This is a genomic window from Acuticoccus kalidii, assembly GCF_021556395.1.
In the GTDB taxonomy this organism is placed as follows: domain Bacteria; phylum Pseudomonadota; class Alphaproteobacteria; order Rhizobiales; family Amorphaceae; genus Acuticoccus; species Acuticoccus kalidii.
Window position 1 is genome coordinate 1001864 of sequence record NZ_JAKGCS010000036.1, and the last position, 14212, is coordinate 1016075.

The window sequence follows — 14212 nt, forward strand, 5'->3', positions numbered from 1 at the left end:
CTTATTCGCTGAGGCTCAGAAAGCGCGTCGGATGGACGTGCCGCACATTGTCGACCCATCCCTCCACCTTCGGGGAGACGAGGGAGGTCGAAGAATAGAAGAGGAGCGGCACTTGCGGCAGATCGCGCAGGAAGAGCGCCTCGGCCTCGGCGAGAAGGGTCGCCCGCTTGTCGAGATCGCCTTCGGAGGCGGCCTCGTCCATCAAGGCGTCATATTCCGGATTGTCGTACTGGCCGTAATTGAAGCCGTCATTGTCGGAGATGTTGAGGAAAAGGAAGTTCTGCGGATCGGAATAGTCGCCGATCCAGCCGGCGCGGGCGACGTCGAAGTTTTTCTCGTCGCGCAGCATCGCATAGTGGGCGGGCAGATCGCGCGCGTTGAAGGTCACGTTGACGCCGAGCGGGGCCCACATATCGGCGATCGCGGTCGCCGCGTTCCGGTGGTTCTCGGAGTTGTTGTAGGCGAGTTCGAGCGTGATCGGGTTGTCGGGACCATAGCCGGCCTCGGTCATCATCGCGATCGCCTCGTCCTCGCGGTCGAGCATCGAGGTGTTTGCGTAAGGGAGCTGCGGACCGTCCTCGACATAGTTCGAGATGCCTGGCGGGACGAGGGCGTAGGCGGGGAGCATCGTGCCCGAAAAGATCTCCTCGGCAAGGAAATCGCGGTCGATCGCCATCGACAGGGCCTGGCGCACATTGACGTCGCCGAGCGCGCCGCGCGTCGGGTTCAGCGCGTAATAATAGGTGCCGAGATAGGGCGCGATGTGGAGCTGATCGCCGAGGCGTTCGCGCAAGGAGGCGATCTGCTCGCTCGGCAGGTCGTGGCAGGAATGGACCTCGCCGGCCTCGAAACGGCGCACGCACGTTGCCCGGTCCTCGATCGGCAGGAAGACGACGCGGTCGATTTTCACGCTGTCGGCGTCGTGGAAGGTCTCGCTCTTCTCGGCGACCAGCCGGTCATTCGGGGCGAAGGAGACGAGGCGGAACGGGCCGTTGGTGACGATATGCTCCGGCGAGACGAAATCGGCGCCGAACTCCTCGACCGCGGGCGGATAGACCGGAAGGGCGGTCTGGTGCGTCAGAAGCTCGAGTAAATAGGGGGTCGGCGAGGCGAGCGTGATCTCCAGCGTCTTGTCGTCGACCGCTTTGACGCCGAGCTCCTCCGGCGCGGTCTCGCCGGTGTTTACGGCCTCGGCGTTCAGGATCGGGTAGAGGATGTTGGCGTATTTCGCCCCGGTGGCCGGCGTCATGATGCGGCGGAGCGAATAGACGAAATCATCCGCCGTCACGGGTTCCCCGTTCGACCATTGCGCGTCCTCACGCAAGGTGAAGGTGTAGACGGTGCCGTCGTCCGAGACGGTCCAGCTCTCGGCGACGCCGGGGGTGACCTTCGCGCTCGCATCGTCGATCACGAGACCCTCGTAAAGGTCGCGCAGGATGCGGGCCTCCACGACGGTGGACGTCTTGTGCTGATCGAGCGTCTCGGGATCGCCGTCATTGCCGCGGACATAGGTCGTCTGCGCGGCGGCGCCGGCGGACCATGCGAGCAAGAGGGCCCCGGCGAGGGCGCTCGCCCGCGTGCCAAACATCATCCGTCTGTGGGACATCGCCATTCTCTCACACCTCGTTCTCAAGGGACGACGGGCACCAATTCAACCTATTGATATAAAATGGCGTTCGCCGTTCTGCAAAAAAGCACGGCACGCATCGTCCTTAGGCAATTGGGGGCATATTTCCCGCGGTCCGTCAACGCCTAGTGGTGGTGGTGACGGGCGTCACAACTGCGTGAGCGCGGCGGGGCGAGGCTCATGGCGCGGAGAGCGGCGCCGTTAGCTGTCGGTCAGGATGAAGGCGTCCTGTGTCGGCCGTTCCCGTGAGGAGCCTTTTCCCCAGTCGGACGTTGCGAGCCAGGTCTTGAGATCGGCCGCCGGCATGGCTTCGGCGAAGACCCAGCCCTGGCCATACTCGGCGCCATAGCGGACGACATAGGCGATCTGCTGCTCGGTCTCGAGCCCCTCGACGATCACCTCAAGCTCCAGAACCTTCGCCAGATCGATGATCTGGGTGATGATGGCGCTGCGCACGGAGCGCGTGCCGATCGTCTCGGTGAAGCTCTTGTCGATCTTGAGATAGTCGACCGGGTGGTCGCGCAAATAGCCGAGATTGGAATAGCCGATCCCGAAATCGTCGATCGCGACCTTGTGGCCGGCCTCACGCGCGCGGCGCAGGGAGCGGGTGAGGGCGGGGTTGTCGCCGGCGGTGCGCTCGGTCAACTCGATCGTGATGCTCCGAGGCGCGATCCCATGCGGGCGGAGCATGTCGTGAAGGTCGTCGAGGAACGTCTCGCGGGCGAGATCGGCGGCGGCGAAGTTGATCGACACGGTGAACGATTCGCGTTCGTGGAGGACGTCGGCGATATCGTCCATCACATGCCGCACGACGAGATGCGTGAGCTCGGTGATGAAGCCGTTCTCCTCGGCCGCCGCCACGAAATCGGGTGGGCTCTGGGCAACGCCCCGGTCATTCCACCGCAACAGCGCCTCGCAGCCGATGACCGTCCCGTTCACGAAATTGACCTGCGGCTGATAGCACACGAAGAGCTGATCCTTGCGGATCGCACGGCGCAACCGAACCTCGAGCCGCCGGCTGCGCGCGTCATAAGCGACGAAGAGCCCGCCGCCGATGGTCGCCCCGAGCAGTGCGAAGACGACGAGGAAGGGCTCTCCTTCCCGCAGCAGAAGCTCACCAGGCGCAGCATGAATGATGCAGATGACGGATGCGGGATCGCACGCCTTGGCGAGGAACCAATTGTCGATCCGAAGGCGCGAGGCGGATTGCGCGAGTGCCGGCTCCAGAACCGCCTTGTCGAACGGCAGACGCGGATTGTCGATGTAGAAGATTTCGCCGGACTTCTTGGAGACGAACAACAGACTGGTGAGATGGCCGGGACTGTCCGGAACCATGAAGAGCGAAAGATCGAGGATGACGCTCGCGCGCGCCGTGCTGAGGATCAGAGCGTTCGACCGATTGGAGATCGAGAGCTCTTCGTTGACATACCATTGAATGCCGTTGTCATCGACGTGATCGGGCTCGGCGACCGACACGGTCGTCGGCAATCGGCCCGGTAAGGTCGCGCAGAGAAGTTCCCCGTCTTCCCTGCGCCCGATACTTTTGACGACGGGGAAATCGTAAATCAGCCGCCGCAAATAGGCGAGGTCCTCGTCGGAACACGTCGGAAAGGGCGAGTTCATCGACAGGGACAGCGTATTGAGGCCGCGCCCGACACGGGAAAAGACTTGGGCTGCCGTCCGCTGCAGCGTGCCCTGCAACGTCCGATGAGCCCCTTGCATAATGAGATGGTTGACGGCCTGGTGCGCGATCAATCCACCGGCGAGGGCACAGACCAATAAGAGGACCGGATGGAATGTGCGAGAACGCCTGAGGAATTTTCCGAGTTTCATCGCACGTCTGCAATTGGAGGGACTCGGTTACAATCGCGATGAGAGGCCACCGTCGCTACAACGCCAAATGGATCGACACCTGACAACATATATATCAAATTTTGTGACGAATAAATCCAGGCGTCGGAACAGCCAAAAAATATGTCGCGAAAGTGCATTTTTCCGACTCGGACATCATCTCTGATGTGCAGATTGTTTCAAATAACGTAGCGATGAGGCCGCAGCGGCCCTGCCGCTCGATCCGGCAATCGATCGGCTGAGGCGGCGGCGCGCACTTGTCGCGCCTCATTCGGCTGGCATTTAGCCTTGTCCCCTCGCGCGGCGCTCCGCTGCATCGAGCGTGTTGCGCATGAGCATTGCGATCGTCATCGGTCCGACGCCGCCGGGCACCGGCGTGATCGCATGGGCCGCATGCGCTTGCGAGAATGCAACGTCGCCGACCAGCCGGTAACCCGATTTCTTCGTCTCGTCTTCAACGCGGTTGATGCCGACATCGATCACCGTCGCGCCCGGCTTGATGGCGGCCTCGCCGATCATCTCGGCCCGGCCGACCGCCGCGACAAGAATGTCCGCGCGACGGCAGACCGCGTCGAGATTCTTGGTGCGGCTGTGGGCGATCGTCACGGTGGCGTTGGCGCGCATCAGCAACAGCGCGAGCGGCAGACCGACAAGGCGCGAACGGCCGACCACCACCGCCTCGCGCCCCGCGAGATCGGAGCCGAGAACGGCGCTGATGAGGTGCATCGAGCCGAGCGGCGTGCACGGCACGATCGCGTCGGGATCACCCACCGTGAGGCGCCCGGCATTGGTGACGTGGAGCCCGTCGACGTCCTTGTCCGGGTCGATCGCGGCGATGACGGCCGCCGAATCGAGATGACCGGGCAGGGGAAGCTGGACGAGGATACCGTGGACCGCGTCGTCACGATTGAGCGTCTCGATCAGCGCGAGCAAGGTGTCCATCGTGGTATCGGCCGGCAGCGTGTGCTGGACCGAGTGGAAGCCGCAACGCTCCGCCGTGCGCGACTTGTTGCGCACATAGACGGCGCTCGCCGGATCGTCCCCCACGAGCACGACCGCAAGACCGGGGACGACGGAGATCGCCGCGACACGATCGGCGATCTCCGCCGTGATCATCGCGGCCTCGGCCTTCCCGTCGATGATGATGGGTCCGTCGTCGCGCTCACTTGAAGACAATTGTGCGATCTCCGTTCAAAAGAATGCGCCGCTCGAGGTGATAGCGAACGGCGCGGGCGAGGACGCGGCTTTCGATGTCGCGTCCCGCGGCGGCGAGGTCGTCCGCCGTCATCGTATGGTCCACCCGCTCGGTGTCCTGCTCGATGATCGGCCCCTCGTCGAGGTCGGGCGTCACATAATGCGCCGTCGCGCCGATCAGCTTCACGCCGCGCGCGTGCGCCTGATGGTAGGGGCGCGCACCCTTAAAGCTCGGCAGGAAGGAATGGTGGATGTTGATGACGCGCCCTTCGAGCCGTCGCGACAGGGCGTCGGACAGAACCTGCATATAGCGGGCGAGCACGATGAGCTCGACGCCCTCGCGTTCCACGATGTCGAGAAGGGCGCTTTCCTGCTCGGCCTTCGTCTCCGCGCTGATCGGCAGGTGGTGAAAGGGGATCCCTTCGCCCTCCACCCGCGCACGCCAATCCTCATGGTTGGAGGCGACGCCGACGAGATCCATCGGAAGCTGCCCGATCCGCCAGCGATAGAGCAGATCGTTGAGGCAATGCCCGGTCTTCGACACCATCACGAGGACACGCGGGCGCCCGGCGAGATCGGTGATCTCGGCGTCCATGTCGTAGGCGAGGAGGGTGGGGCGGAAGGCCTCGCGAAAGCCGTCCGGCGTCATCCCGGTGGGCGCGTCGAAGCGCACGCGCATGAAGAAGCGGCCCGACGCGCGGTCGAAATATTGCGCGCTTTCGAGGATGTTGCACTCGCGGGCCGCCATCGAGGAGCCGACCGCGCCGACGATACCCCTGCGGTCGATGCAGGAGAGGGTAAGGACGAGCTCGGGCAATGGATGTCTTCCGTCTCACGGGGCGGCGCGCCGAATGGGGATCGGGTCGCCCGACCCCGCGATTCCCGACGGACCTGCCTCTAGCGCGCTTTCCCGCGATGGGAAACACCTCGCCGCAAAGATCTTGGCGATCGCACGCCCGTCACAGACGCCAGTCGAGGAGCTTGCGCTCCGCCCGCCCGATCAGCCACGCGACGATGAGCCCGATGATCGACAGCATCGCGACCCCGGCGATCAACTGATCGAGCGCGAACAGCGATCCGGCCATCAGGATATAGGCGCCGAGCCCGTATTCCGCGCCGATCATCTCCGCCGCGATGAGGAGGATGATGGCGATCGAGGCGGAGATGCGCGCGCCCGACAGGATCGCCGGCAGCGCGCCGGGGAGAATGATCTTCGTCACGATCGAGCGCCATTTGAGGCCGAAGGACTGGCCCATGCGGATGAGGTTCCGATCCACCCCATCGACACCGCTATAGGTCGCGATCACCGTCGGAAAGAAGGTGCCGAAGACGAGCGTCGCGACCTTCGATCCCTCGCCGATCCCGAACCAGATGATGAAGAGCGGCAACAGCGCGATCTTCGGAATCGGAAAGAACGCCGAGACCAACGGCGACAGCGCCGACCGCGCGACGGCGAACAGTCCGATCGCGAGACCGACTAGAATGCCGAGGCAGGTGCCGATCGACCAGCCGAGCGCAAGCCGCGACAGGCTCGCCGACAGATGACGCCAGAGCATTCCCGTCTCGACGAGATCGCCGAGCGCGCCGAGCGCCTCCGACGGGGCGGGCAGGGCGATCGGACTGATGACGCCCGACCGCGAGCCGAGTTCCCACAGAAGGAGGAGCCCGGCAAAGACGACCGGCCCGACATACCACATCGGCCGGTGGCGGAAGCCGCCGCCGCGAAACGGCACCTCGCGGCGGCCCGCGAGGTCCGTCGCCGGCTCCGCGTGCTGGGCGGCGGGGGAGGCAAGGTCAGTCGACATGCAAAAGCTCGCGGTCGGCTTCGCGCGCCTCGTCGCGCATCAGTTGCCACAGATGGCGCTGCGTCACCTCGAGTTCGGCCATGCGCGTCGCCCGCTCCGACAAGGGCACGTCGATGTCGACGACCTCCCGGATCCGGCCGGGCCGCCGCGACAGGACGACGATGCGGTGGCCGAGCCGCACGGCCTCGGCGAGATTGTGTGTGACGTAACAGGCCGAAAAGCGCTCGCGCCCCCAAAGCTCGACGAGGTCGTCCATCAGAAGCTCGCGCGTCTGGCTGTCGAGCGCGGAAAGGGGCTCGTCCATCAGCATCACCGCCGGGCGCACCGCGAGCGCACGGGCGATCGCGACGCGCTGCTTCATGCCACCGGAGAGCTGACGCGGCCAGGCGCTGCGAAACTCGCTGAGCTTGGTGCGGGCGAGCACGTCATCGACGATCTCATCGGTATGGGATGCGCTCAGCCGGTGATCGTCGAGGACGAGGCGCACATTGCCCTCGACGGTGCGCCAGGGAAGAAGGGCGAAGTCCTGGAAGACGTATGTCAGCGGATTGAGCGAGCCGTCCGGTGCGGCGCCTTCGATGAAGACCTTGCCGGAGGTCGGCCGCTCGAGCCCGCCCAGAAAGCGCAGCAAGGTGGACTTGCCGCAGCCCGACGGCCCGATCACGGTGACGATCTCGCCCGAGCCGATGGTGAACGAGATGTCCGCCATCACCTCGGTGGCACCATATTGGTGCGAGACCGCCTCCACGATGAGTTCCATGGCGTCAGTCGGTCTCCACGAAGCTCGTGTCGACGAGCTCGTCGATCGTGGCGTCGGCGGGCACGAGCTTTTCCGACTGGAACCAGGCGAGTTGATCCTCGACGCTCTCGAGGTTGAGGCGAGCGCCCGGGTTGATGCGCATCGCGCCGGCGCGAATGCGCGGATCGGCCTTTTCGAGCGGCTGATCATTGTAGATGTATTCGTGGACCATCTTCACGAGGGCGGCGGTGTCCGCCTCGGACATCGTCTTGTCGACGAGGGCGGCGTTATAATCGTCGATGCCCTTGGCGAGGGCGGCGAGGAAGCGTTCGACGAGCTCGCGATTGTTCTCGATATTGCGGGTGGAGGTGAAGACCGTCGTCACCTGATAGCCCGGAATATAGTCGGCGACCTTGCCGATCTCGACGACCTCGGGCCCGGCCGTCAGCGCGTCGGCGATATTGGGGACGATCGACCAGGCGTCGATCTGGCCGGATTTCAGCGCGGCGATCACCGCGGGCACCTTCTGCAGCGGCACGATGCGCAGGTCCGCGCGGTCGAAGCCCGCCCCGTCGGCGATCTTGTGGGCCATGTAGTGGAAGGAGGAGCCGGCGGTGGTGACGCCGAAGCGCTGTCCGGCGAGGTCGGCGGGGGTCGTGACGCCGCCATCATGCGCCGCCTTCGAGACGAGGATCTTCTGCCCCTCGACGTCGGGCGTTTCCATCAGCGCGCCGCCGATCACCTTGACGGCGCCCTTCTGGGCGAGGCTCACGAGGCCGCCGGAAATCGCGGTCATGCCGAAATCGATGTCGCCGGAGGCGATGGCGACCGCCATCGGCTGGGCCGCCTGGAAGGGGACGAACTCGACCTCGATGCCTTCGTCGGCGAAATAGCCGTTGCCGGCCGCGATGATCGAAGGGGAATGCGAGGTAAGGCGCAACAGGCCGACTTTGACGGTGTCGGCAGCGAGCGCGCCCGCGCCCGATCCGGCGGTGATCGTCAGCGCGATGGCGCCGGCGATGACGCCCTTCAGCATCGCCCGCTTGGAGCTTGCGATCATGGTGTCCTCCCGGTTTCGGATGGTGCCGTTTCGGCGGCCATTTTCCTCGGTTCTAGTGCAGCTCGCGCCTTATTGAAATGAAGAGAGCGAGAAAACGCTGCTCGATCTCGCCGGATCGGACCATCCCGCCGCGCCAATCATCGGAGCGCTAGCGGGATGACATGCCGTCCCGGCGGCGAGAGTGGGCCGAGACGCCGGCACCACCACCCTCGCGGCATGATGGACCCGATTGCCGCCGGCACCCGCGCACGGCCTAGACGAGACCCACAGGCCAGGTGTCGCTGAGGCGGTAGCCGCCCGGCCATGGGTCGGCCGGGTCGAGGTGGAGCTGGTGCGTGCCCGTCACCCAGCCGCGTCCCGAGACCGACGGCCGGATCGCCGGACGGCCCGCGACCTCGGTCACCGCCTCGATGCGCCCCTCGAAGGTCGAGCCGATGATCGAGGTCGTCGTCAGCCGGTCGCCGAGCGCCATCTCGCCGCGGGCGTGAAGGCGGGCCATGTGGGCCGAAAGGGCCGTGCCGGTCGGCGAACGGTCGATCTTACCGGGCCGGATCGCGATCGCGTTCTTGAGGTGGAGGCCGTCGGTGTCGCGCCGCATCGGGCCGGTGAAGGCGCAAAAGGAGATGTGGTCCCATCCGGTGTTCTCGGGATGGGAAAAGCCGATCTGCTCGTTCGCCGCCTTGGTGATGCGCACGCCGAGCCGGGCGAGATCGAACGCCTCGTCCTCCTCGAGGCCGAAGCCGAGACCGGCCGCGTCGACGAAGACGAAGCTGTCGCCGCCATAGGCGGTGTCGACCGTCAAGGTGCCGTGTCCCTCGATCTCCAGCGGAGCGGAGAGCGTGCCCGCGAAGGAGGGCACGTTGGTGAGTTTGATGCGTTCGGCCTTGCCGTCGCGGCAGGTGGCGACGATCTCGACGAGCCCGCCCGGCGCTTCGAGGACGAGGCGCGTCTCCGGCTCCGTCATCGGCAAGATGCCGGTGTCGAGAAGGACGGTCGCGACGCAGATCGTGTTGGAGCCCGACATCGGCGGCGTGTCGGCCGGCTCCATGATGATGAAGCCCATCGCCGCCCGTGGATCCTTCGGCGGAACGAGAAGATTGACGTGGCGGAAGACGCCGCCGCGCGGCTCGTTCAGAACGAAATTGCGCAGCGTCTCGTCGCTCTCGATGAAATTGCGCTGCGCCCAGACGGTGTCGCCGGGCGGCGGGGCGACGCCGCCGACGATGACGTCGCCGACTTCGCCCTCGGCATGACAGCTGACGACGTGGATGGTCTTCTTGGAGCGCATGATGGTAGCCGTTCGGAAAAGAAGGATGGACGCGCCGGCGGGACGCCGCGCGGCGACATCCTGCATCGTTCGCGCAAAGTGTCGATACCGTTAAGCGTCGAGATCCTTCGCCATCGGATAACCGACGAGATCGCCGTCGGACGTTTCGGGCTGTCCCTCGTCATGCCAGCCCGCGGCCGAATAGAAGCGGTGGGCGGTGATCGTGCTGGTGAGGCGCGCGCAGGTCGTCCCCTTCTGGCGCAGGATCTCCTCCATCCGGCGCAGGAGCGCCTTGGAGTGGCCCTCGAAGCGGTGCTCCGGCGCGACATAATTGAGAAGGATGCGCCCTTCGCCGCAGGCCCCGACGGCGGCGATTTCAGAGCCGGCGCGCGAGACGAGGACGATCGTCTTCGGATCCTGGATCCAGGCGATCGCCTGCTCGTGGGTCTTGTTGCCGGACCAACGCTCGATGAGATCGCGCCGATTCTCGTGGTCGGCGTCGCACAGCGCGGCGATCGAGGCGCGCAGGACGCGCGCGACCGCCGAGGCGTCGGCGAAAGTGGCCTCTTCTACCCTTGGCATGGCGCGCTCCCCGGCATCCGGCTCTTCGTGGTCGGCTCACCGTCATCATAGCAATTCGGCAGCGCCGTCACGAGTTGCCGCCGTGCGTCTCTTGCGCGCGACGGCGCCGCGGTGCAACCTCAGGCCGTGCCGCAATGACGGGCGATGAGGTCGCGATAGAGCCCGCCGAGGCGCTCGGTCATCGGTCCGGGCGCGGCGGGCATCGGCCGCTGATCGATCGAGCCGACCGGGGTGAGGCCGCCGAACGAGCCCGTCATGAACGCCTCGTCCGCGCCATAGGTGTCGACGAGGGAATAGTTGCGCTCGAACACCGGAATGTCGTTCTCGCGGCAGAGGTCGATCACGTGGCCGCGGGTGATCCCGTTCATGCAATAGTCGCCGGTGGAGGTCCACACGGCGCCCTTGCGCACGATGAAGAAGTTGCACGAATTCGTGGTGTTCACGAAGCCGAACGGGTCGAACATCAAGGCTTCGTCGGCGCCGGCCTTTTCGGCGGCGATGCAGGCGAGGATGCAGTTGAGCTTGGAATGGGAGTTGAGCTTCGCGTCCTGTGTCAGCGGCAGGCCCCGATGGTGGGCAACGCTCGCGAGGCGGATCGGGCGGGGAATCGCCGGCTTGGAGTGCTCGACGATGATCGCGATCGTCGGCCCGGAGCGGGAGAGGGAGGGGTGCTGAAAGGGTTTCGCCTTCACCCCGCGCGTCACCATCAGGCGGGCATGGCAGTCGCTCACCATGTCGTTCGCGGCGGCGGTCGCGTCGAGCGCGGCCTTCAATTCGTCTCGCGTCATCCCGATATCGAGATCGAGGGCGAGGGCGGCTTCGTAGAGGCGGTCGAGATGGGCCTCGACGAAGGCCCAGACGCCGTTATGAAGCCGCAGGCCTTCCCAGATACCGTCGCCGAGCATGAAGCCCGAATCGTAGATCGAGACGACCGCCTCCGCCTTCGGGACGATCCGCCCGTCGACATAGAGTTTGAGGTCCGCGTTGCGCGCATCTTCCGCCGCCTGGTGGGCGTTGACCGCTTTGTCGGTCATGGCGTCGGCCGCTGATATTGGGGGGAAAGGTCGAGATCGCGCATGGCCACTCCGTCGGCGAATTGCCCGACTGTGGCGTGATCGCGCACGCCGATGCAAGACACTGCGAAAGTCCACAAATTGGGCATGGCCGACAATGAGGCAGTCGCTAAGATTGACGCCATGGCCGACAAAGGCTTTGGATTCGACATGACCGACGTTGATGTGATCGTTTTGGGAGCCGGGATGGTGGGCATCGCCACCGCGCTCCATCTTCTGGACCGGGGCAAGACCGTCGCCCTGATCGACCGCCGCGAACCGGCCGAGGAGACCTCCTTCGGCAATGCCGGGCTCATCCAGTCCGAGGCGGTGATTCCCTACGCCTTCCCGCACGATCCGGCCGCGATCCTCGCGGTGCTGACCGGTCAGAGCACGGCGGCGAGCCTTCAATGGAAGGCGCTTCCGGCGATCGCGCCATGGCTGATGGCGTACGCCCGGCAATCCTCCAAATCGGCGATCGCGAAGACGGCGGCGGCCAACGTGCCGCTGGTGCGCCGCGCCTTTCCCGAGCATCACGCGCTGATGGAGCGGGCGGACGCGCTGAAATTTTTGCACGAAGGCGGATATCTTCGCCTCTATCGGACGGATGCCGAACTTGAGCGGTCGCTGAAGCTCGACGAGGTTGTGCGCGAGCGTTACGGCGTCGCCTTCGAGGTGTGGGACAAAGCGCGCCTGCGCGCTGAAGAACCCTTCCTGAGCGACACGATCGCCGGCGCGATCCACATGCCGGAGCCGAAGAGCGTCGACGATCCGTCCGATGTCGGCAAAGCCTATGCCGCGCTCTTCCAGCGCGAGGGCGGCCGCTTCATCAAAGGCGACGCGACGACGCTGCGGCGCGAGGGCGCCGGATGGCAGGTCACCGGCGAAGACGGTCCGGTCCGCGCCAAGGACGTCGTCGTCGCGCTCGGCCCCTGGTCGGGCGACCTTTTGAAGGCGAACGGGGTCGATGTGCCGCTCGGCGTGAAGCGCGGCTATCACATGCATTATGCCGCCGAGGGCGACGCGGTCCTCAATCATCCCTTCGTCGACGAGGCGAACGGGTTCGTGGTCGGCCCCAACAAGCGCGGCTATCGGCTGACGACCGGGGCGGAGTTTTCGAACCGGGACGCGCCGCCGAGCCCGGTCCAGCTCGACCATGCCGAGCCGAAGGCCCGCGCGCTCTTCCCCCTCGGCAAGCGCCTGCAAGACAAGCCCTGGCTCGGCTCACGCCCCTCGCTGCCGGATCTTTTGCCGATGATCGGCCCGGTGCCTGGCGTTCCGGGGATGTGGGCGAATTTCGGTCATCATCATCTCGGCTTCACGCTCGGACCGGCGACGGGGCGGCTTCTCGCCGAGATGATCACCGGCGAGGCGCCCTTCACCGACCCCGCCCCCTATGCGGTGGACCGCGTTATCGGGTGAGGCATGGCGACCTATGTCGGCCTCCTGCGCGGCATCAATGTCGGTGGCCACCGGCCCTTGCCGATGGCCGCGCTCCGCGCGCTTCTCGGCGCGCGGGGGCACGAGGCGGTGGCGACCTATATCCAGAGCGGCAACGCCGTCTTCCGCACCAATCGTGACGATGTCGACGCCATGGCCGACGAGATCGCCGGCGACATCGAAGCCGCGCACGGCTTTCGGCCGGAGGTGATCGTCCGTCCGCTCGCCGATCTCGCGGCGGCGATCGACGGATCGCCGTTCGCCGGGGCCGATCCGGGGCGGGTCTATTGCTACATCCTCGCGGGCGCACCGGAGCGGCCCGATCTCGCCGCGCTCGATGCGGCCGCGGCGAACGGCGAGGCGTTCCATCTCGGGGCCGGCGAGGGCGTCTTCTATCTTCATGCCCCGGCCGGAATCGGGCGATCGAAACTCGCGGCGATGGTGGAGCGGCGCCTCGGCGTCGTCACCACAACGCGCTCGCTGAAGTCGGTTGCGGCGATTGTCGCGCTCGGCCGCAAGGTCGCGGCGTCGGGCCAGCCTGCGGGGGCGCGGCTGGACTAGAGCACTTTCGGCTTGCGGAGAATCGGGCAAATCAGATTCTGAGATGGTCGTGATCGCGTTCGGGAGTTCGCACGATGGCGCCGCTGTCCCATGATTTGAGGGTTCGTCTCGCAAGAGCCGTCGATGCCGGCGGCTCGGCTCGCCAGGTGGCGGCCCGCTTCGATGTGAGCCCGTCGACCGTCGTCAAGCTGATGCAGCGAGTGCGGGCGACCGGCAGCGTCGAGCCGGCCCGGATCGGCGGGTATCGCAAGCCGCTGCTGGCCGCTCACGAGGCAACGATCCGGGAGCTGGTGGCGGCAAACGGGAGCATCACGCTCGTCGAGCTGAGGGCGGCCATCATCGCGCGCGGCGGCCCGGCGGTGTCGCTGTGGGCGGTCTGGTCGATGCTGCAACGGCTCGGGCTCAGGCACAAAAAAAGTCGCTGAAGGCGGCAGAGCAGAACCGCCCCGACGTCGCGAAGGCGCGCCGGCGCTGGCGCGGTTTCCAGGGTTTCATGGATCCGGACCGCTTCGTCTTTCTCGACGAGACCGGAGCCTCAACCAACATGGTCCGCCGCACGGGCTGGGCCCCGAAGTCCGAGCGGCTCGTCGACCACACCCCGCACGGACACTGGCACACGACGACGTTCGTCGCTGGCCTCCGGGCGTCTGGGATCGTCGCGCCGCTCGTGCTGACCGGGCCGATGAACGGGCGGACCTTCCTCGCCTATGCCGAGCAGTTCCTCGCGCCAGCACTCTCGCCGGGCGACGTCGTGGTGATGGACAACCTCGCGGCGCACAAGGTCGCCGGGGTGCGCGAGGCGATCGCCGCGGCCGGCGCCAGCATCCTCTACCTGCCGCCCTACAGCCCCGACCTCAACCCGATCGAGATGGCCTTCGCCAAGCTGAAGGCGCTCCTGCGAAAGGCGGCCGCACGAACCCGCGACGAACTGTGGGATACGATTGGCGCACTCCTCGCCCGCTTCGATCCCGACGAATGTCGCCGCTACATCCGCCACTGCGGCTATGAGTACGACTGAGCCGAAAGTGCTCTAA

At 66.0% G+C, this 14212-nt stretch carries 13 protein-coding genes; 3 read left to right on the forward strand and 10 right to left on the reverse strand.

Features of this window, described 5'->3' with window-relative positions; translation table 11 throughout:
- Position 1: 1 nt before the first annotated feature.
- The 10 genes from L1787_RS25500 to L1787_RS25545 all read right to left on the reverse strand — a co-directional run bounded on the left by L1787_RS25500 (position 2) and on the right by L1787_RS25545 (position 11159).
- Positions 2-1591, reverse strand: a complete 1590-nt coding sequence (locus tag L1787_RS25500) for a peptide ABC transporter substrate-binding protein (RefSeq protein ID WP_439648326.1) — start codon at positions 1589-1591, stop codon at positions 2-4.
- A 237-nt stretch (positions 1592-1828) separates the two neighbouring features.
- Positions 1829-3328 (reverse strand): EAL domain-containing protein, encoded by a 1500-nt coding sequence (locus L1787_RS25505; protein WP_235711909.1) that lies wholly within the window; start codon positions 3326-3328, stop codon positions 1829-1831.
- Between the two features lie 432 nt (positions 3329-3760).
- Positions 3761-4663, reverse strand: a complete 903-nt coding sequence (gene folD / locus L1787_RS25510; RefSeq protein ID WP_439648327.1) for a bifunctional methylenetetrahydrofolate dehydrogenase/methenyltetrahydrofolate cyclohydrolase FolD — start codon at positions 4661-4663, stop codon at positions 3761-3763.
- Positions 4641-5489 (reverse strand): formyltetrahydrofolate deformylase, encoded by an 849-nt coding sequence (gene purU, locus L1787_RS25515; protein ID WP_235711910.1) that lies wholly within the window; start codon positions 5487-5489, stop codon positions 4641-4643. The genes folD and purU overlap by 23 nt, the downstream gene beginning before the upstream one ends.
- Positions 5490-5631: 142 nt before the next feature.
- Positions 5632-6477: an ABC transporter permease gene (locus L1787_RS25520; protein ID WP_235711911.1), complete on the reverse strand. Its 846-nt coding sequence runs from the start codon at positions 6475-6477 to the stop codon at positions 5632-5634.
- Positions 6467-7237 (reverse strand): ABC transporter ATP-binding protein, encoded by a 771-nt coding sequence (locus L1787_RS25525; protein ID WP_235711912.1) that lies wholly within the window; start codon positions 7235-7237, stop codon positions 6467-6469. Before L1787_RS25525 ends, L1787_RS25520 begins: the two co-directional genes overlap by 11 nt.
- 4 nt (positions 7238-7241) lie before the next feature.
- A complete protein-coding gene (locus L1787_RS25530; RefSeq protein WP_235711913.1) occupies positions 7242-8276 on the reverse strand; it encodes an ABC transporter substrate-binding protein in 1035 nt (344 codons plus the stop codon).
- A 253-nt stretch (positions 8277-8529) separates the two neighbouring features.
- Positions 8530-9564, reverse strand: a complete 1035-nt coding sequence (locus tag L1787_RS25535; protein WP_235711914.1) for a trans-3-hydroxy-L-proline dehydratase — start codon at positions 9562-9564, stop codon at positions 8530-8532.
- Between the two features lie 90 nt (positions 9565-9654).
- Positions 9655-10125, reverse strand: coding sequence for a GNAT family N-acetyltransferase (locus L1787_RS25540; RefSeq protein WP_235711915.1), 471 nt, complete (start codon positions 10123-10125; stop codon positions 9655-9657).
- 119 nt (positions 10126-10244) lie between these two features.
- The gene (locus L1787_RS25545; RefSeq protein WP_235711916.1) at positions 10245-11159 is read right to left on the reverse strand and encodes an aminotransferase class IV; all 915 of its coding nucleotides are present in this window, start codon (positions 11157-11159) and stop codon (positions 10245-10247) included.
- Between the two features lie 189 nt (positions 11160-11348).
- Here L1787_RS25545 and L1787_RS25550 point away from each other — a divergent pair, with 189 nt between their 5' ends.
- From L1787_RS25550 to L1787_RS25560, 3 genes are all read left to right on the forward strand, one after another.
- A complete protein-coding gene (locus L1787_RS25550; protein ID WP_235711917.1) occupies positions 11349-12599 on the forward strand; it encodes an NAD(P)/FAD-dependent oxidoreductase in 1251 nt (416 codons plus the stop codon).
- A gap of 3 nt (positions 12600-12602) precedes the next feature.
- The gene (locus tag L1787_RS25555; RefSeq protein ID WP_235711918.1) at positions 12603-13178 is read left to right on the forward strand and encodes a DUF1697 domain-containing protein; all 576 of its coding nucleotides are present in this window, start codon (positions 12603-12605) and stop codon (positions 13176-13178) included.
- 74 nt (positions 13179-13252) lie between these two features.
- Positions 13253-14196 (forward strand): IS630 family transposase gene (locus L1787_RS25560; protein WP_235708155.1). Its coding sequence is split into 2 segments (ribosomal slippage): positions 13253-13595 and positions 13595-14196, totalling 945 coding nucleotides; the frame shifts between segments, so codons are not numbered across the junction.
- The last annotated feature ends 16 nt before the right edge of the window (positions 14197-14212 follow it).